Source organism: Synergistaceae bacterium (assembly GCA_017540085.1).
In the GTDB taxonomy this organism is placed as follows: domain Bacteria; phylum Synergistota; class Synergistia; order Synergistales; family Aminobacteriaceae; genus JAFUXM01.
This window is the reverse complement of sequence record JAFYBQ010000030.1, coordinates 45946-64792: the sequence shown is the minus strand read 5'-3', so window position 1 is coordinate 64792 and position 18847 is coordinate 45946. Positions and strand designations below refer to the sequence as shown.

The window sequence follows — 18847 nt, the reverse complement described above, 5'->3', positions numbered from 1 at the left end:
CTTGAGGCCGACGGATCGTTCCAAACCGTATTAATCCGTTCTGTATGTTGAGGAAAATCGAATATGACGCTAAAACAGAATGCTACATACAAAAGCACCGCGGTGCAACACAAAACTTTTTTTGCGGACGGCGGCTCGCTAATATACCCTAATACAATATATACTAGAATATCTACTACTAGAATATCTACTAACTTGCCGAAAATGTAACCTTCCCAAAGGCTTGTAAGTTCTTCCATTACGATACCCCTTTTCATAGAATGTCTAAAAAGGAGCATCCCGCCTGCAGTGCTAATTATACTACATGGCCGAATCCCTAAATCAGCATACACACCGCCGGAATCGTAACCATGCACGCCACATTCTGAATGAACATCGCCCGCGCCGCAAAATCTACATCAGCCCCGTACATCTCACTCAGCACCGCCGTAACGCTCGCCCCCGGCATGGCGTTAATCAGGACAAGCACAGCCGCCACAAGATGATTATCACTCAGCGGGAAAACTCGCAGTATCACGCACATTATTACGGGGTAGATTATGAGACGGAACGCCGAGGCCGTCCAAGCGTGTATGTCCGTGAAAAGGTCAGAGGCTTTCGAGTGAGCCAGAGCCATCCCGATTATTACCATTGAAAGCGGAGTCGTTATGCCCGAAATATAGCTTAACGGGACAATCACCGCTGAAGGAACGCTGATACGCCCGAAATAAAATATCAGGCTCAAAAATGTAGCAATGTTGATGTTACTGAAGATGACTGATTTCACGTCAAAACCTTCTGAGTCGTGATTGGGATTGTCGCGGATAAGCTCCATAGCTCCGAGGGTGTACAGCGTAATGTTGAACGCTACATTGAGCATGACTGACAGCGCAAGTCCCTCAGTCCCGAAAAGAGCCAGCGCAATCGGGAATCCCATGAACCCGGAATTGCTGTATGCCGTAATGAACGCCCAGACTCCCCGCCTGCCTTCAGGCACGTGAAAGACTCCCGAAAGCCCCCGCGATATATACATCATGGCCGGGAACGCTATAATCCCCGCAATGATGATAGTTACTCCGTCCCGTGCAAACGCCGGATCATATTCACGTGTAACAAGAGACACAAATATAGTACATGGGAGCGTGATTTTCAGCAGGAGCGCGGAGAAATGCGGAGAGGCTTCCGGCTTTAAGACTCCTGTTTTGACGGCGATATATCCGGCGGCGATTAACGCGAAAAGGCTGACAAGGTTAGAAGCTACTGTGAAAAAATCAAGGCTCATTGTAGAATTTCCCCCGCAACAAAATTTTTCTGACAATCTTAGCACACAAAGGACGAATAATAATGCTCATACGTACCCCCGAAAACATTTCCGCAAATTTCTTCATGAAGGGAGAGACTTCCGGCCATGTCTCAGCACCTCACATAATGCCCTCGCAGGTTCACGGGAAAAATATTCTTGTCGTCAATGCCTCGAACGTCTCAGATTACGCGCTCCCTTTGCGCCCGGAGGCTGACGGAATTTTGCTGACCGTCCCAAATGTTACGGCCTCATTGCGTTTTGCTGACTGCGTCCCGGTAATGATATGCGGAGATTCGTGGGTGATGATTCTGCATTCGGGCTACAAGGGTACAGCCCTGAACATTTCCGGCGCGGGACTCAGGATTGCGCGTGAAATTTTTGCTGACATCGGCGGGGCTTGCGCGTGGGTTGGGCCTTGCATAGGGCGTGAATATTTCAGGAAGCGGGGCGAGGAATGGACAGAAAAAGGGATTGAGGCGTTTCACCGTGAGAATTACGACATTGACGGGGAGAGAGTGTATTTTGACCTTGCCGGGGAGATTGTGAGCCAGCTTCTTGACGGGGGTATGAGGCGGGAAAATATTATTGTCTCAGGGATAAATACGCTGACTGATTCGCGCTGTTGTTCGTACAGGAACGGGGATATTCATGAGCGCATGACATTGACGGCAAAAATAAAGGGGAGTACCGATTAAGATACCCCCCGTAAAAATTTCCGCTTTACTCTTGAGACACTGCTTCTTTTTCTGCTGACTTTGATTCTGACTCGGCCTGTGATTTTTCCCGGTCAACAATGGCTTTAATCTCGTCGCTGTTGATTACTTCCTTTTCCTGAAGGACTCCGGCGACCTCATGAAGTATTTTCTCATGCTCGCGGAGGATTGACTCTGCTTTCTCCTGCGCCTCAATGACAAGCCGCTTGATTTCGTTGTCGATAATGTCGGCTGTACCATCGCCGATGTCATTGCGGACTTCTGAGCTTCCGTTAAGGTACATCATTGACGGCGACGCATAGCGCACGGGGCCGAGCTTGCCGGACATGCCGAACTCCGTAACCATTCTCCGGGCAGTCTCGGTAGCGCGTTCGAGGTCATTTGACGCTCCCGTTGAAGCCTCCCCGAAAATCAGAAGCTCCGCCGCCCTTCCGCCTAACATGACAGCCATGCGGGTGCGTAACTCAGCCTCCGTAACAAGATACTTATCCTCCGCAGGCATGTTCAGCGTATATCCCAGTGCGCCTTTTGTCGTGGGAATTATGCTGACTTTGTGCACTGGGTCAGAGCCGGGAAGGTAGCATGACACTAGGGCATGGCCGGACTCATGATAGGCCACTTTCTTGCGGACTTCCGGCGTTAATGGCGTTTTGCGCTGGAGTCCTGCTACGACTCGTTCTATTGCGAGGTCAAAATCATTCATTGAAACCTTGTCGGCCTTCCGTCTTGCGGCTAAGAGCGAGGCTTCATTGGCGATATTTGCGAGGTCAGCACCTGAGAAACCGGGCGTAACTTTTGCGATTGACTTGAGATTTATTGCCGGGTCAAGCGGTAATTTCTTTGTGTGAATGCGTAATATCTCCTCGCGCCCTTCCTCTGTCGGCAAAACTACCTGAATTTGCCTGTCGAACCTTCCCGGCCTCAATAGTGCCTGGTCGAGTATCTCCGGCCTGTTTGTCGCTCCCATGATTACGACTCCGTTGTTCGGCTCGAATCCGTCCATTTCCGCGAGCAACTGATTCAGCGTTGCTTCCTGCTCTGAGTTGCTGTTGAAGTTACGCATTCTCGACTGTCCTATAGCGTCAATTTCGTCAACAAAGATAATGCAGGGAGCTTTCTTTTTGGCCTGGTCAAATAAATCTCTCACTCTTGCGGCTCCGACTCCAACGAACATTTCAACGAAACTTGACCCAGTAATGAAGAAGAACGGAACGCCCGCCTCACCCGCGCAGGCTTTCGCAAGAAGAGTCTTGCCTGTTCCGGGAGGGCCTACGAGGAGGACTCCCCGCGGCAATTTCGCCCCGAACTTGTCGAAACGTTTCGGGTCTTTCAGGAAGTCGATAATCTCGCGCAATTCTACTTCAGCCTCACCTGCCCCGCCTATGTCGCTGAAGTGTACCCCGCTCATTTCGCCCTGAAGTTCTTTCGCCCGGCTCCGCCCGAACGTGAATATACCGCCTCCGCCCCCGTGCATGTTCCTGAATATGAAGTACCATATTATTATCAGCGGCAGCATTGGCAGAAGTATACCCATCAGCAAATCTATAATGCTGTCCCTGCGGGCAATGCCTCCGAACTTTATATCAGAGCTGGCGAGCCTCTCAATCAAAAACGGGTCAGAGAGTTTCACCGCGCTTTTCACGCTGTCCGGGGATTTCGGGCGTTTGTCCGTGAGAATTTTCCCGCCGACTATCGGACGCTTGTCGGGGCTGATGTCTTCTTTGAGAGCGTAAATTATCCGCGAGTCTGATATGTCTACATTCTCTATTTTCCCTGCGTTAAGGTCTGCGAGAAATTCGCTGTACGGGACTTCGGATTTGCTCTCGGTGTAAGGTTTGTAGATATATTCTGAGAAAAGCCAGGCAATTATCAGAGCCGCGATAAAGTACCAGGCTGAAAATTTCTGTCCTTTGTTCATGTGAAAATCTCCTGTGAAATGTTAGAGTCGTGCGCTTCTCATTAATGCCCTGCCGCCTTCATTGCGCCTTGTTCTGTTTCTGAGGCGGTCAAATTCTTCTGTGATGTCATCCCTTTCTGACTGCTCTAACGGCATTGCGTCAAGAAAATCATTCACTTTCTCTTGAAGCTCGTCAATCTCCTTTGTTCCGGGCGGGACTGTCCTGCCAATGTTCTTGAGGCTTGCTACTGCTGTGTGAGCGATTAATATTGCCATGTCGTGAAGCTCTTTGCTTGTGTCATCTGATGATGAGTCCTGACTCTTTGCGGGCTTAATCCTCGTGGCGAAACATAAGAATCCCACCGTAACAGACAGCCACGCCGCGCCCCAGTCGATTTTCCCCCCGCTGAACATGTACCCGGCGAATATAGCCGTGATTATCCCCGCGCAGAAAAGCACCCAGCGCAAAAATCTGTCAGCCGTCATAGTATTATCTTCCTCAGCTCATCAGACGCAGAGTCTAAATCATCATTCACGATGACATAATCATACCTATCTTTCAGCGCAAGCTCCTTCACGGCGTTTTCGAGTCTGACATGAAGACTCTTGTCCGCTTCCGTGCCTCGTCCCCTGAGTCGGCGTTCTAACACTTCGGTGCTTGGAGGTGCTACGAATATCAGCACCGCGCCGGGCATTTTCTCTTTGACCTGCAACGCTCCCTGAACATCAATCTCAAGCAATACATCATGGCCGGACTCAAGCTCATTCACGACATCGGCCTTCAGTGTGCCGTAATAGTCCTCGTGAACATGCGCGTATTCGAGGAACATACCCCGCGAAATGTCTTCCCGGAATTTTTCCCGCGATATGAAGCGGTATTCTACTCCGTCCGTTTCGCCGTCTCTGGGCTGTCTTGTGGTGCATGATATTGAGTATTTCAGGTTGGGCGCGTCCTTCAAAGCGTGTTCCCTGAGAGTACCTTTTCCGACTCCGCTAGGCCCTGAAAGCACGAATAATTTTCCCGTCTTCATTCTATGTTTTGTATTTGCTCCCTTATGCGCTCGATATATGTCTTTGCCTCTACTACCTGCCAGCGAAATTCGGCATCGCTGACCTTGCTGCCCATCGTGTTAATTTCCCGGTTCATTTCCTGAATGAGAAAGTCGAGCTTCTTACCGCAAAAAGCCTCGTCCATAACCTGACGGAATTTCCCCGTATGAGCCTCAAGCCGGGCTACTTCCTCTGATACGTCCCACTTGTCGGACAGCAAAGAGACTTCCTGCGCGATTCTGGCCTCGTCAATCTCAAGATTGTAGTGTTCCATGACACTCTCAATTCTTGCCCGGAGTCCCTCTATTGCGTCCGAGCTTGCGACTTTCCACCGCTCCTGCAGTATTCCTGTTATGCGTACCAGCTCGGCGAGGTCTGACTCTACTTTTGACTGTAACTTTTCGCCCTCGGATCTCTTCATTTCCTGCATTGCGTCAACGGCTTCAATTGTGAGCTTGTCCCAAATCTCCGGGGACTCTCTTGCTGTCTGTTCTGCTACATTGCTTGCGCCGTCAAGCACTCCCGGAATCATAAGGAAGCTGGTTATGTCTTTGGCTGTATCGAGGCTGTTGCGCTTGGCGATTGTGCGTACCTGATTGATGAATATCCGCAGGCTGTCATTGTCGAGGGATGGAATTTTCGCGCCCGGATTCCAGGTTATTTCGGCTGACAGCTTCACTTTCCCGCGGGCTATTCTCTCGCGCAGTATAGCCAGTATTCTGTTCTCAAGCGACAACAATTCATGCGGAAGTTTCACGCTGAAATCCTGATATTTATGGTTGACCGAATTAATGTCAAGTTTCACTGTCCCCCATGGGAATGTGTATGACACGCTCCCGAATCCTGTCATGCTGACAAACATTTTCCGCTATTCTCCCGCTTCAAGCTCCCGGAATTTCTCCGTAAGAGCGTCCATTATGATTTGGCGGCCTGATTTGCTGTCGTAAACCTCATCCGAAAATCTCAGAGGCTCACCGAATGTTACGCGGAGTTTTGTGGGCTTGACGAAAAACGAATTAGGCGGCATTGCCCGGAATGATCCGTGAATGAACACCGGCAGAATTGGCGCGTGAGTGTGTGCGGCGATTAACGCGACTCCGGCTTCAAGCGGCTGAAGTTTGCCGTCAAGAGTCCGTCCTCCTTCCGGGAATATGAGAACGTCGCTTCCTTCCTGGTAGAGCTTCATGAATCCCTTCAACGCTCCGGCGGCTGAGGCGTTCGTTGTGCGTGATACCGGGACTGCACCCAATGCGCGGATACATGTCCCAAGAAACCAGCCCTCGAATAACTCCTCTTTCGCGAGATAGCGTAACAAACGCGGGAAAAAGCAGCCTACTATGAGGGGGTCTAAATTGCTGGCGTGATTGCAGGCCACTATGAATTTCTCATTGTCGGGAAGTTTCGCGAGCCATTTCGCCGAACAGCGGTTATATATTATCAGCAGGAGCTTGAAGAAATTTTTGACGATGAAATAGAATACTTTACTTTGCTTCATTTGGGATGACTTCTTTCACTTTGTCGAGTATGAATTGTACTGCTTCTTGTTCTGTCATGTCTGATGTGTCTATGTAGATTGCGCCTTCAGGGACAGTGAGGGGGGCTGTTTCGCGGGATGAGTCGTTCTTGTCGCGCTCAATGATGGCCTGTAATATTTCGTCATAATCGGCGGGCTTCCCTTTTGCGACTCTCTCGGCATAGCGGCGTTTTGCGCGTGCTTCTGGGTTTGCTGTCAGGAAAAATTTTGCCACAGCTCCGGGAAAAACTACGCTCCCTACATCGCGGCCTTCCGCCACAATTGAGCCGTGAGTCTCCTGTTCCTTTTGCAGACTGAGGAGAGCTTTTCGGACTGAAGGAATCGCCGAGTACATCGAGGCTAATTCGTCAACAAGCGGAGTCCTAATTTCCCCTGTAACATCAAAGCCGTTCACAAGCACCGATTTCCCGTCAAGCTGTATATTTATCTTGGTCAGGGCTTCCCGCATGATATAGTCATCAATCGGCCTGACTTCTGACTCATAGAGTATCAGCGCAATAGCCCGGTAAATCGCGCCCGTGTCGAGGTAATTTATTCCGAGCCTCCGCGCAACGTCTTTCGCCACAGTGCTTTTGCCCGCACCCGCAGGCCCGTCAATCGTGATAACGTATGACATTATGCGCTAAAGCCCGGCCATGTCGCCCATGTCGCCCGAAACGCTCCCGGCAAAGTCTATCATCTCGGACAAAAGGCTGTCGAAATTCGTTATTCCGAGTCTCTCTATCGGCTCAGGGAACATATACGCCTGCAAGCCGTCAGCACCCAGCCCGATCCCTAACATCAGGCATATTGAGTTAGCCACTGTTACAACGTCAAGAAGCGGCTGATACTGAATTTTGTCGGCGGGAAGGTCATTCGGCTTGTGATGGTACGCAATAGGCACACGGTAAGAGTCCGGCATTGCCCATTTCTCTACAAGCAATTCACCTATTGCGGCGTGGTCAAATCCCAAAACTTTTGTCTCAGCCTCCGTGAAGGGTATGTGCTTCTCCTCCACCATTTTGACAATTATCCCGTAGCCGAAATGGACATAATCATTCAGGATAACTTTTCCGATGTCGTGAAGAAGTCCGCCCACGTAAGCGTCCTCAGTGCTGACTTTTCCCGTAATCCCGGCCAAGTGCCTAGCTGAATACGCGACCATGAGAGAATGCCGCCACAGCTCCCCGCGGTCAAGAGCGTAACCCGTCAATCCCTTGTCCATCGCTGAATAGACCGTAGCCGCAAGGATTATGTTGCTGACCGACTTATAGCCGAGAAGCGCAATTGCCTCGGAGATGTTCGAGATACTCCGGCTCCTTACGCCGTAAGCCGCAGAGTTAGCGAGCTTGAGTATACGCAGGACTAGCCCTTCATCGCGTGAGAGACTCTGAGCAACGTCCGCCGCATTGCTTTCGGGGTCATTAAGTTTTCTCATTGTCTCAAGCACAAACTGAGGGAAGGATTTTATGTTCTCCATGTTGCTTAATATTCGCGTCTTGATTAACTCTCTGGATTTCTCATCGATTTCACTCACGGACTTAACCCCCTTTTCCCGTAAAAATCATACTGTACCGCCATTAAATATTTTAGTGTACAGTTCAGAAAATGACAAACTCACATATTTCCCGCTCTTCAGCGTCTCAAGCCGCATTTTTCCTATGCTCCGCCGTATGAGCCTCTCAACCCTGAAGCCCGCGCTTTTTGCCATCAATCTTATCTCACGCTTCAACCCCTCGCCTATCACGATATTCACCCATTGATTCGCAGGCTCTTTATCCATTACACTAATGCTTATCGGCTTAACTACGCGCCCAGGTTCAATCTCGAATCCTCTGCGCCATCGGTCTAACTGTCTCGCGTTAATGGGAATGTTCAGCAAGGCTTCATACTCTTTTGGGACTTCCTTTGACGGGTGAATGATATTCTGCGTAAATTGGCCGTCATTCGTGAGGATTAAGAGTCCTTCTGACTCACGATCAAGCCTTCCGACAGGGTAGAGCCTCCCTTCATGGCCGGGAATAAGGTCAACAACAACGGGGTAATACTTATCACTTGCGGCGCAGACATACCCGGCGGGCTTGCTGATGACGTAATACTCATGCCGCGAAAGTTTCAGGGGCTTTCCGTCAAGAGTAACAGTATCATTCTCAGTGTCGACATCAAAGAAAGGAGCGAGGACAATTTTCCCGCTGACCTGGACTCGCCCGCTAAGAATTATTGTCTCAGATTTCCGCCTGGAAGCGACTCCGCATGATGAGAGATAAGCATTAAGCCTCATCGTTTCGGGTTCGGCAAAAGTCCCATAGCCGGATAAATTTCGCTCATAGTCTCACGTGCGACTTTCCCGGCACGTTCTGCCCCGTCAGCAAGAATTTCATCAAGCAGGGACTTCTTCCCCTCGTATTTCGCTCTGCGCTCTCTCACGGGAGTCATGATTTCCTGAATATGCGCGTTAAGTTTCTTCTTGCAGTCGATACAGCCAATACCGGCGGACTTGCAGCCCTCGCAAATTTCTGCCTTCTCGTTTTCGTCAGGGTTGAAGACTTTGTGCAAGTCCCAAACGGGACACTTTTCGGGGTCTCCGGGGTCTTTGCGTCTCATTCGGGCGGGGTCAGTCATCATTGTGCGGAGCTTCTGCCACATTGAGTCGGCACTCTCTGAGATTTCGAGGGCGTTACCGTAAGACTTGCTCATCTTGCGGCCGTCTGTGCCTGGTACTTTGGGAGTCTGCGTGAAAAGGGGCTGAGGCTCAACAAGCAATCCTTCACCGAAAATATTGTTGAAGTGCCTGACTAACTCGCGGGAAATTTCGAGGTGTGCGCTCTGATCTTCTCCTACCGGGACTAATTCAGCCTTGTACAGCAATATATCTGCGGCCATGAGTACGGGATAGCCTAGGAAGCCGTATGTACCCAAATCCCTGTTGCGTATATTGAAGAGCTGCTCTTTGTACGTGGGATTACGATACAGCCAGCCCAGCGGGGTAATCATTCCGAGGGCAAGAGCTAATTCCGCGTGCTGTGGAACATGGGACTGAATGAACAGCGGGGATTTCTCCGGGTCAAGCCCGACCGCCAGCCAGTCAAGAAGAGCCGTGTAGCAAAATTCCCCGGTGTTCTCGCTGTCAGCATAGTTTGACGTGAGCGCGTGCCAGTCCGCAATTGCGTAGAAGCACTCGTAGCCGTCATCATTCTGTAACTTGATGAAATTGCTTAAAGCCCCGGCCATGTGTCCCAAGTGAAGCGGGCCGGTTGGTCTCATTGCGCTTAATACTCTTTTCTTCAATTTGTGGTATATCTCCTGTGATTTATATTCTGATTACCGGGGGAAGGGCTTTCGCGTCAAGTATTACTGTCTCAATCCCGCAGCCCTCTATCTTGTGTGCGAGCTGTCTCACTGATACCCGCTCCATTTCCCCGTGATCACAAAGTGCGATTGTCATTCCGTCATTCACAGCGTCAGAAATTTCATGATACTTCATATCCGCCGTGATATAGACATCAGCCCCGATATTTTTCGCAGACCGCCAGAACTCCGCGCCCGATCCACCGCAGAGCGCAACACGTGATACTGTCTTTGAGCCTCCCGGGTAAACGTCAAGCCGCGACAGACTCCACGAGGATTTTACGTGTTCGGCAAACGCATTCAGCTTCATCCGGGGGGAAATCACTCCGCATACGCCGAACGCGCCGAGGGACTCAGGGTGCTTCAGGCCGATTAACGCTCCGAGAATGTCATTCACTCCCCCTGCGGCCTTGTCCCAGTTCGTATGGGCGGCGATTATGCTGATGTTATGTCTAACGGCCTCCATTATGGCGCGCCCCTGCTCTGTGTTTGCGGTGATGGCTTTGACGGGGCGGAATATTACCGGGTGATGAGCGACAATGACATTACAGCCGAGTCCGTCAGCCTCCGTTACTGCCTCCGTTACAGCGTCGAGACATACGCCTATGCGCTTGATTTCGTCATCAGCATTCCCGACAAGAAGCCCGGAATTGTCCCACTCTTCACACAGCGAGAACGGCGCGAACGTGTCAATATGCCGCAATAGTCCGCTAACTTTCATGGCCGGGAAGTATCCTTCTTTCGGGGAAATATCTTGCGACTTGTCCGAGGAAGTCATCAACCATTGAAGGAGTCGTGATAAATTTCGGGTCAGAGAGATTCAGCTCTATGAAGTCAATATCTCCGGGCAATTCAGATTTCAGGAAGTCAAGAAACGGCATGTAAGCGTCATAGAGATTGCGCCAGTAAGACTCGCCCGCGTCAATTTCGTCCTGCCTTCCGCGAGAATGTATGCGCCTCATGATTTCGCCGAACTCACAGCGCACAATCACAAACAGCTTAGGCTTCATGACATAGCGGAGAAGTGAGTCGTACAGCGTCAAATAGCACCCTAGCTGACTGTCCCGGAAATATCCGTCCCGGTAATACAGCATGGCGTAAACTTTATCCCCGAACACAGAGCGGTCAAGAATGTAATTATCCTCCTCGCTGGCGCATAAGTACTGCGCGAAACGGGTAACAAGAAAGTTTAACTGCATAGGGAACGCCCATTTGCGATTGTGGTGGAAACGTCCGAGGAGGTCGAGAGGGTCGCGGAACTCTTCCGGCATAACCTGAAATCCGAGACGCTCAGAGAGGAGATTAACGACTGTAGATTTCCCGCTTGCTGTCATTCCTTCAACGATGATTTGAATTTGTCCCAAGAAAACACAGCTCCTTGATGAAAATATAATGAGTGAGAATGAGTAATTTAGCATTAGTTATATCAGCTTCTTGTGGGATTTGCTCTAGCCCATGTACTGCGAAACTTTTTCGTATATTTTGAATGTGAACAAGCCTGCGAACAAAATCTATTCTATATGTTGTATTGTATTGTCTAAGAGATATGCAATTGCAGACACTTTTGAATTTTAGTCTGCCAATTTTTTCGCCTTTTCCTTTATTTTGTGTGGAGTATTTTTAAGTCTGTCTTTATGCTGTCGTAAATATCTTGAATAACTTGCGAGCCAAGTATAGTAAACTGCCGTTGTTCAAAACTGTCTCCAACTTTTACTGTTGCACTTTTCGCGTTTCTGCTGGCTTTTGAGAAATCCGCAACTATATCATTACGCCGCCATTTCGCTTCACGAAAATATTGTTGTCAACTGCTCTCTTTGAGGCTTAGACATCTTTCGCGTATTCAGTTTGAGTTCAAACACCATACATGTCATATTCTTGTGTATTTCACGGGTTGCTTGCATAGTTAGCTTTATTTTTTCATTTTTTGCGGCACTGCTCATTCGTTTTCTGTTCCTCTATGTATTTCTTCACAACTTCAAGCGATGCACTTCCTACTGTGGCTATAAATTTACTTCTTGTCCAAAGCGTTGGTAACTTTCTTGTTAGCTCTGGAAATTCTCGGTTCAGAATATGTGCTGTTTTCATTTTATTCGGGTTACTACTACATTAACTCCTATAGTTGGGTCAATATCGAGCAATAAATGAACATGGTCAGGCATAACTTCCATACCAAGAACATAGAAATTTTGTTCATGCTGCATAGACATAACGATTTGCTTGAAACGTTCAGCGATAGGTTCACGTAAAACTTTCCGCCTATACTTCGGACAGAATATAATGTAATATCTACAGCAATATACAGTTTTTTCAGTTGTTCTGTACTTGTTCATAAATAAGTATTATACCAAAAATCTATGTATTTGAATAATAATAAAATAGGCGCGCTTTCATCCCCAAGCTAAAGCATTTGGGGGGTCTCGCACGCTTATTCTAAATTCCCAATCATCAGTCAGAAATTTGATGAAGAACTCAGGAAGCCCCGCTAGGAATCTCGTAGAGTGTTCTCATGCTTGACGAATCCGCCTGAGCCGACAATGCTGATTTTCCTGCGTATATTTTATCCCGCGCCCGGCTGCCTGTGAAAAACTGTTTTCGTTGACCGCATTTATTATCATGTTGTAGAATACCAAAAATAAATCCCTGAAAGCTAGGCCGTTAAATTTTGGACAATAATATAATTTCTATAGTTATCCCCGTTTACAATGAAGCAGATAATCTCCCGGAATTGTTCAGGCGACTTTTTCCCGTCATGGAAAATTTATCCTGCCCCTATGAATTAATCCTCATCAATGACGGCAGCAAAGACTCTTCACTTCCCATAATGTTAGAGGAACGCAAAAATCATCCCGCACTCCGCGTAATAGACTTCAACGGGAATTTCGGACAGCACACCGCCATTCTTGCCGGGTTCAAAGCCGCAAGGGGGAGTTACGTCATCACGCTTGACGCAGATTTGCAGAATCCCCCGGAGGAGATCCCGCGCTTAGTCGCAGAATTAGACTCCGGCCATGATGTAGTCGGCACAGTCAGACAGAAACGGAAGGACTCATTTTTCCGGCGTTATGCGTCGCGCATTGTCAACAGAATCATGAACGGCGTTACAGGATTCAGCATTCACGATTACGGCTGCATGTTACGCGGCTACAGCAGGGACATCATCAACATCATCAACGACTGCGGGGAAGTCTCTACATTTATTCCCGCGCTGGCTCAGAAATTCGCGGTCAATCCCGCTGAGATTGAAGTCTCCCACGAGGCAAGAACAAAGGGAGAGTCAAAATACAGCCTCTTCCGGCTCATTCGTCTTCAGTTTGACCTTATGACGGCGTTCTCACTTTTCCCCCTGCAGATGATTACGATTCTGGGAATGATAATCTTCATGGCCGGGGTAATTCTCGGCGCGTTCGGGATATTCGGCCATGCGGTGAATTTTCTGCTGGCTGGAATCACAGTAACATGCACAGGGATAACAGGCGAGTACACCGGCAGAATTTATCAGGAAGTCAGGAAGAGACCGCGCTACGTAATCAGGAAAATTTACGAAGGAGATAATTAGATGGCAAATGCTGTAGTTTTCGCGTACAGCTCGGTGGGATATGAATGTCTTTCTGTCCTGCTGAAACGCGGCGTGAATGTGAAGCTCGTATACACGCATGACGATGACCCCGGCGAAAATCAATGGTTCAGTTCAGTGAAGAGCCTCGCGGAGTCCAACAATATCCCCGTGAAGACAGACTCACCGTCAGCAGAAATTGTACGCAATGCGAATCCCGATGTCATATTCTCGTTCTACTACAGGGCGATGATTGACATGAACATTCTTGACCTTGCCCCCCTCGGAGCGTTCAACATGCACGGGTCATTACTGCCTAAGTACAGGGGCAGGGCGTGCGTCAACTGGGCTGTGCTGAACGGCGAGACTAAAGCGGGCGTTACGCTCCATCATATGACAGCCAGGGCTGACGCGGGAAATATCGTAGGGCAGGAAGCTGTTGACATCGGCCCGGACGAAACAGCCCATGACGTTTTCATGAAGATTATTCCGGCCGCGGGGCGACTCCTCGATAGGTGCTTAGGCGATATTCTTTCGGGAAACGCCGAGGGGACTCCGCAGAATGAGTCAGAGGCCACGAAATTCGGACGGAGGACTCCCGCTGACGGCCTCATAGACTGGTCGAAATCTGCACGCGAGATTCACAACCTTGTGCGGGCTGTCGCAAAACCTTTCCCCGGTGCTTTCACGTACCATGACGGCAAAAAAATTATGGTGTGGAAGACGCGCATATATGACGGAAATACGGAGAGGACTCCTGCCCTGCTCGTGAAGACTTCAGACGGCATTATAGAGATTCTCGAATGGGAGATAATATGAAGCGCGAGCATAAGCCAAAAATCGCGGAAAAAATAGCGTTCTCAGGAACTACAACGCTTGCCATAAAGATCGACATTGACACGCTCAAAGGCTATCTTGAGGGACTGCCGAGACTCCTCGATATTCTGAAGGCTCACGGCGTTAGAGCGTCCGTATTTTTCTCGATGGGACCGGACAATTCCGGGAAAGCTATCCGCAGAATCTTCCGCAAAGGTTTCATCAGCAAGATGTTCCGAACGAAAGCCCCTACAGCTTACGGCCTCAAGACATTATTTTACGGCACACTGCTTCCCGCCCCGATGATTACGGCGGCCAATCCCGATTTGATTCGGAGGACTGCTGACGAGGGACACGACTGCGGGATTCACTCATGGGATCATGTCTACTGGCAGGACAATCTTCCGACTCTCAGCCGTGAACAGATTCGCGCCGAGCTTGAGCGGGCATTCTCACAGTTTGAGGATTACGCACACTTCAGGCCGGAGTCATGCGCCGCGCCGGGGTGGCAGGTTACCCCCGACAGCCTGATGGTACAAGACAAACTCGGACTCAAATACTGCTCCGACTCACGGGGATATTCACCCTTCATTCCTGAAATGGGCGATATTACGTTCAGCACTCCGCAGATACCTTCAACGCTCCCGACTCTTGATGAGGTACTCGGAACGGTCAAGCCGGAAAATGTCAGCTCATATTACGCCGGACTCCTTCATGACGGTCTCAACGTACACACTATTCACACTGAAATGGAAGGCGGAATGATGTCCGGGGCATTTAGCGAATTTCTTGACAGGTGCAGGGACATGGGAGTCAAATTTCTGACACTGAAAGAGGCCGTGAAGAAAATTTCAGCTTTCCCAAAGTGTAAAATTATCATGAGCGAAATTCAGGGCAGAGCGGGAAAAGTAGCATTACAGGAGGAAAAATAATGAAGACATTATCATATGGTCGGCAATGGATTAATGATGACGATATTGCGGAAGTCGTGAAAGTCCTGCGGGGCGACTGGCTCACAATGGGGCCGACTGTTGACGCTTTCGAGAAATCATTAGCCGATTATGCCGGAGTCAAACACGCCGTAACATTCTCAAGCGGGACAGCGGCATTACACGGTGCTATGTTCGCTTCAGGAATGGGCGCAGGAGATTTCGCAGTAACAACAGCATTAACATTTGTCGCAACGTCAAACAGCGTAATATATACGGGAGCAACGCCGATTTTCGCGGATATTGACTCTACCCTCTGCATGAATCCTGACGAGGCAGAGCGCGCAATCGCCTCACACGGCGGGAAGGTCAAAGCAGTAATCCCCGTGAGCTTTGCGGGTTATCCTTTCGACATTGAGCCGTTCAGGAAAATTGCTGACGAACATAACGCCGTACTGATTGAGGACGCGAGTCATTCATTGGGCGGGGACAGGGGAAATCACAAAATCGGCCATGATGCAGACATGACGACTCTTAGCTTTCACCCCGTCAAGCACATAACAACGGCTGAAGGCGGAGCGGTTCTCACGGACAATGACGAGTACGCCAGGAAATTACGCATGTTCAGGAATCACGGAATGACACGGAATCCCGCTGAATTTGTTGACGAAGCACCCGGCCCGTGGCATAGTGAAATGCAGTTTTTAGGGTACAATTACAGACTGTCGGAAGTACACTGCGCTTTGGGACTCAGCCAGATGAAGCGGCTTGATGATTTTGTCGCGAGACGGCGCGAAATTGCACGGATATATTTCTCTCAGCTCTCAGGGCTTGACGGACTCACTTTGCCCCCGGACAAACCCGGCCATGCGTGGCACTTGTTCATAGCGAGGGTGAAAGAGAATCAGCAGGGCGAATTTTTCGCGTATCTCCGTGATAATGATATAAGGCTTCAGGTTCATTACAGGCCGGTTCCCTTGCAGCCATATTACCGGGAGAAATATGGCTACAAGCCCGGAGATTTCCCGATGGCCGAACGTTATTACAGTCAGGCGGTCTCACTGCCAATTTTCCCGCTCATGACTGATGATGACGCTATGAGGGTATGCAGTGTAATCAAAAATTTTGCATGGAGATAGATTAAGTGAAAATATTTCTGCTGGGCGCAGGGGGCTTTATTGGGAGTCATCTTGTGCGGAAAGTTTTGGAGACATCAGACTACGAAATAAGCGCGTTCGACATAAATACATCGCGCCTCGAAAAATTCATCGGAAACAAACGCTTCACATGCTTTCAGGGTGATATATTCAAAGAGACTGACTATATCCGCGAACAGGTTGCGGCGTGTGATGTAGTGCTGCCCTTTGCCGGAGTCGCAATGCCCGCGATTTATCTGGCAAAACCTTTGTGGACGTTCGAGCTTGATTTCGAGCAGAACTTGAAGATTGTCCGAATGTGCCTGAAGTACAAGAAGCGCGTGATTTTCCCGTCAACCTCAGAAGTTTACGGACTGGCCAACGAGAATATTTTGAAGGAGGACGAAAGCCCCCTCGTAACAGGCCCTGTAGGCAAAATGAGATGGATATACAGCTGCTCAAAGCAAATGCTTGACCGTGTAATTACCGCCTACAACGCCGAGAAGGGATTACAGTACACGCTTTTCAGGCCGTTCAACTGGATCGGGCCGGGACTCGACACAATGGAGGACGCGAAACTTCACCGGGCAAGGTCAATAACTCAGTTCATATACGACATACTTCACCGCGGGGAAATAAAACTTGTCGGCGGAGGCTCACAGCGCAGGAGTTTTACGTGGATAGGCGATGGCGTTGACGCATTAATGCTCATCCTCAAGAATCACAAAGGGCAGGCAGACTCGCAGATCTTCAACGTAGGCAACCCCGACAACAATTATTCAATCCGCGAGCTTGCCGAGATTGTCATTGACGAAATGAAGAGATTTCCGAAATTCAGAGAGCAGGCTGAAAGCGCAAAGCTAATCACAGTATCGCCGGAAAATTATTACTCAGACAGCTACGACGACACAATGAACCGTATTCCATCAATCGACAAAATAAAGTCTCTCGGCTGGCAACCGTCCGTATCACTCCGCGATGCTGTGAGAATGACTCTTGAAGCCTATCATGAGTAGACGCGCAATAATCCTCATGGCCGGGGCAGTCCTGGCGGTGTGCGTATATTTCTGCGGATTAGGGGATTACGGATTCATTGACCCTGACGAGGGGAGATACTCAGAAATTCCCCGCGAGATGATAGAGGCGGGCGACTATATTACGCCGAGACTGAATTACGTTCTGTATTTCGAGAAGCCTCCCCTGCATTACTGGCTTACGGCGGGGGCGTTTCTTGCGTTCGGGGAAAATGAGTTTGCCGGAAGATTCTTCCCTGTCATGGCCGGATTAGGGTGCTGCGTTCTCGCGTATGCCATTGCGCTGAAGATTACGCGGTCAAAATATGCCTCTGCCCTTGCGGGGTTAATGCTTGCGTCTTCTGTATTGTGGTACGGTACAAGCCGTATCAATATCACGGATATGACATTGACATTTTTCTTCACGGCAGCTATGGCAAGCTATTACTTTTGGAGCGTGAACGGGAAAAAGTCAGCCATATTATTATTCTATTCGTTCATGGCTCTGTCAGTCCTCACAAAGGGCTTAATCGGCGTTGTTCTTCCGGGGGGGATTGCGTTAATCCATCTCATTATCACAAGGCAGTACAGGAAAATTCCCGGGCTGTTTTCACCGTCAGCAATAATATTATTTTTCGTGATTGTCTCGCCTTACTTTGTGGAAGTCTGCCGGAGGAATCCTGATTACTTTCACTTTTTCTTTATACGCGAGCATTTTTTGAGGTACACGACAACAATTCACGCCCGCTACGAGCCGTTCTGGTTCTTCATTCCGATAATCATAGCAGGATTCATTCCTTGGACGGGAATATTATGGGACGCATTCCGCGCAGTGTTCGGAAAATGCAGGCTCATCGACAGAAATTCGGGTGCATTCCTGGGACTGTGGGCGGGGCTTCCGTTTCTGTTCTTCTCGGCTTCAGGCTCAAAGCTCATAACGTACATACTTCCCTGTATGCCTCCTTTAGCGGTTCTTTCGGGCGCGTCAATGTCCGCTCTTGAGGGGAAAAATCTTCGGCGTTTCGTCATAATCACGTCAGCAATATTAATCCCTGTCGCTGTTACGGGCTTAATACTCCCGTCCGTCAAGAATGACCCCGATTTTCACGCGATGATTTTCCCGGCCATGTGCCTGGCGGTCATGCTGCTTGCGTTCTGGGTGCTGTCGCTGTTTGCCGGAAGGAAAAATATTCCCGCCCTCATGGTGATAGCAGGTATTGCGGCAATGTGGGCGGCATCGGGGGCGTTTCAGGTAGAGGGAAAATTACTGTCCCGGAAAGACTCGGCCATGATGATTCCCGCTGAGGCTGACTCGGTTGTAGTTTACGGAAATTTGATGCAGGGTATGAGCTTCTACACGGGGCGCAGGACTGTAACGGCTGAGGCTGTGAATGAGCTTGAGTTCGGGATGGAACATGACCCGGAGCGCGGGCGGTGGTTTATCGGCAATGACGGCCTGCGGGATCTGTGGCATTCCGGGAAGAAAGTCGCAGTGATTTCCCGGCGAAAAGATTCGGGAATGCGCGAGATTTTGGACTCTCCTGTCCGTGAATGGACGACTAGCGCGGATATTGTCATGCTGAATTTCTAGGGTGAA

19 protein-coding genes and 1 pseudogene are annotated in these 18847 nt (G+C 49.5%); 7 read left to right on the top strand and 13 right to left on the bottom strand.

What is annotated here, in order from left to right; all coding sequences use genetic code 11:
* Positions 1-316: 316 nt before the first annotated feature.
* The gene (locus IKQ95_06890; GenBank protein MBR4196417.1) at positions 317-1261 is read right to left on the bottom strand and encodes an AEC family transporter; all 945 of its coding nucleotides are present in this window, start codon (positions 1259-1261) and stop codon (positions 317-319) included.
* A gap of 62 nt (positions 1262-1323) precedes the next feature.
* Between IKQ95_06890 and IKQ95_06885 the strand changes: the two genes are divergently transcribed.
* On the top strand, positions 1324-1977 hold the full coding sequence (locus IKQ95_06885) for a polyphenol oxidase family protein (protein MBR4196416.1): 654 nt from the start codon (positions 1324-1326) through the stop codon (positions 1975-1977).
* Between the two features lie 25 nt (positions 1978-2002).
* Here the strand turns inward: IKQ95_06885 and ftsH are convergent, their stop codons facing one another.
* From ftsH to tnpA, 12 genes and pseudogenes are all read right to left on the bottom strand, one after another.
* Positions 2003-3913, bottom strand: coding sequence for an ATP-dependent zinc metalloprotease FtsH (gene ftsH / locus IKQ95_06880; protein MBR4196415.1), 1911 nt, complete (start codon positions 3911-3913; stop codon positions 2003-2005).
* Between the two features lie 21 nt (positions 3914-3934).
* Entirely contained in the window at positions 3935-4378 is a 444-nt protein-coding gene (locus IKQ95_06875; GenBank protein MBR4196414.1) for a hypothetical protein, read from the bottom strand.
* Positions 4375-4923 (bottom strand): guanylate kinase, encoded by a 549-nt coding sequence (gene gmk, locus IKQ95_06870; GenBank protein MBR4196413.1) that lies wholly within the window; start codon positions 4921-4923, stop codon positions 4375-4377. The genes IKQ95_06875 and gmk overlap by 4 nt, the downstream gene beginning before the upstream one ends.
* On the bottom strand, positions 4920-5804 hold the full coding sequence (locus IKQ95_06865; protein ID MBR4196412.1) for a YicC family protein: 885 nt from the start codon (positions 5802-5804) through the stop codon (positions 4920-4922). The genes gmk and IKQ95_06865 overlap by 4 nt, the downstream gene beginning before the upstream one ends.
* Positions 5805-5810: 6 nt before the next feature.
* Positions 5811-6437 carry a 1-acyl-sn-glycerol-3-phosphate acyltransferase gene (locus tag IKQ95_06860; protein MBR4196411.1) on the bottom strand — a complete coding sequence of 209 codons (627 nt, stop codon included), beginning with the start codon at positions 6435-6437 and terminating at the stop codon, positions 5811-5813.
* Entirely contained in the window at positions 6424-7092 is a 669-nt protein-coding gene (locus IKQ95_06855) for a (d)CMP kinase (protein ID MBR4196410.1), read from the bottom strand. Before IKQ95_06855 ends, IKQ95_06860 begins: the two co-directional genes overlap by 14 nt.
* A gap of 6 nt (positions 7093-7098) precedes the next feature.
* Positions 7099-7992: an HDOD domain-containing protein gene (locus IKQ95_06850; protein ID MBR4196409.1), complete on the bottom strand. Its 894-nt coding sequence runs from the start codon at positions 7990-7992 to the stop codon at positions 7099-7101.
* 27 nt (positions 7993-8019) lie between these two features.
* Positions 8020-8736, bottom strand: coding sequence for an rRNA pseudouridine synthase (locus IKQ95_06845; GenBank protein MBR4196408.1), 717 nt, complete (start codon positions 8734-8736; stop codon positions 8020-8022).
* Positions 8733-9743: a tryptophan--tRNA ligase gene (trpS, locus tag IKQ95_06840; GenBank protein ID MBR4196407.1), complete on the bottom strand. Its 1011-nt coding sequence runs from the start codon at positions 9741-9743 to the stop codon at positions 8733-8735. Before trpS ends, IKQ95_06845 begins: the two co-directional genes overlap by 4 nt.
* Before the next feature lie 22 nt (positions 9744-9765).
* On the bottom strand, positions 9766-10524 hold the full coding sequence (locus IKQ95_06835) for a Nif3-like dinuclear metal center hexameric protein (protein MBR4196406.1): 759 nt from the start codon (positions 10522-10524) through the stop codon (positions 9766-9768).
* Complete coding sequence (locus tag IKQ95_06830; protein MBR4196405.1) at positions 10514-11167, bottom strand: deoxynucleoside kinase; 654 nt, start codon at positions 11165-11167, stop codon at positions 10514-10516. Before IKQ95_06830 ends, IKQ95_06835 begins: the two co-directional genes overlap by 11 nt.
* Before the next feature lie 553 nt (positions 11168-11720).
* A pseudogene (gene tnpA / locus IKQ95_06825) lies at positions 11721-12133 on the bottom strand (IS200/IS605 family transposase).
* Between the two features lie 329 nt (positions 12134-12462).
* Here tnpA and IKQ95_06820 point away from each other — a divergent pair.
* Genes IKQ95_06820 through IKQ95_06795 form a run of 6 tightly spaced genes read left to right on the top strand, consistent with a single transcriptional unit; the run spans position 12463 to position 18841 of the window.
* On the top strand, positions 12463-13359 hold the full coding sequence (locus tag IKQ95_06820; GenBank protein ID MBR4196404.1) for a glycosyltransferase: 897 nt from the start codon (positions 12463-12465) through the stop codon (positions 13357-13359).
* Positions 13360-14175 carry a formyltransferase gene (locus IKQ95_06815; protein MBR4196403.1) on the top strand — a complete coding sequence of 272 codons (816 nt, stop codon included), beginning with the start codon at positions 13360-13362 and terminating at the stop codon, positions 14173-14175.
* Positions 14172-15104 (top strand): 4-deoxy-4-formamido-L-arabinose-phosphoundecaprenol deformylase, encoded by a 933-nt coding sequence (locus IKQ95_06810; GenBank protein ID MBR4196402.1) that lies wholly within the window; start codon positions 14172-14174, stop codon positions 15102-15104. The genes IKQ95_06815 and IKQ95_06810 overlap by 4 nt, the downstream gene beginning before the upstream one ends.
* Positions 15104-16240 (top strand): UDP-4-amino-4,6-dideoxy-N-acetyl-beta-L-altrosamine transaminase, encoded by a 1137-nt coding sequence (pseC, locus tag IKQ95_06805; protein MBR4196401.1) that lies wholly within the window; start codon positions 15104-15106, stop codon positions 16238-16240. The genes IKQ95_06810 and pseC overlap by 1 nt, the downstream gene beginning before the upstream one ends.
* Before the next feature lie 5 nt (positions 16241-16245).
* Entirely contained in the window at positions 16246-17253 is a 1008-nt protein-coding gene (locus tag IKQ95_06800; protein MBR4196400.1) for a bifunctional UDP-4-keto-pentose/UDP-xylose synthase, read from the top strand.
* Positions 17246-18841 carry a phospholipid carrier-dependent glycosyltransferase gene (locus IKQ95_06795; protein ID MBR4196399.1) on the top strand — a complete coding sequence of 532 codons (1596 nt, stop codon included), beginning with the start codon at positions 17246-17248 and terminating at the stop codon, positions 18839-18841. Before IKQ95_06800 ends, IKQ95_06795 begins: the two co-directional genes overlap by 8 nt.
* Positions 18842-18847: the final 6 nt, after the last annotated feature.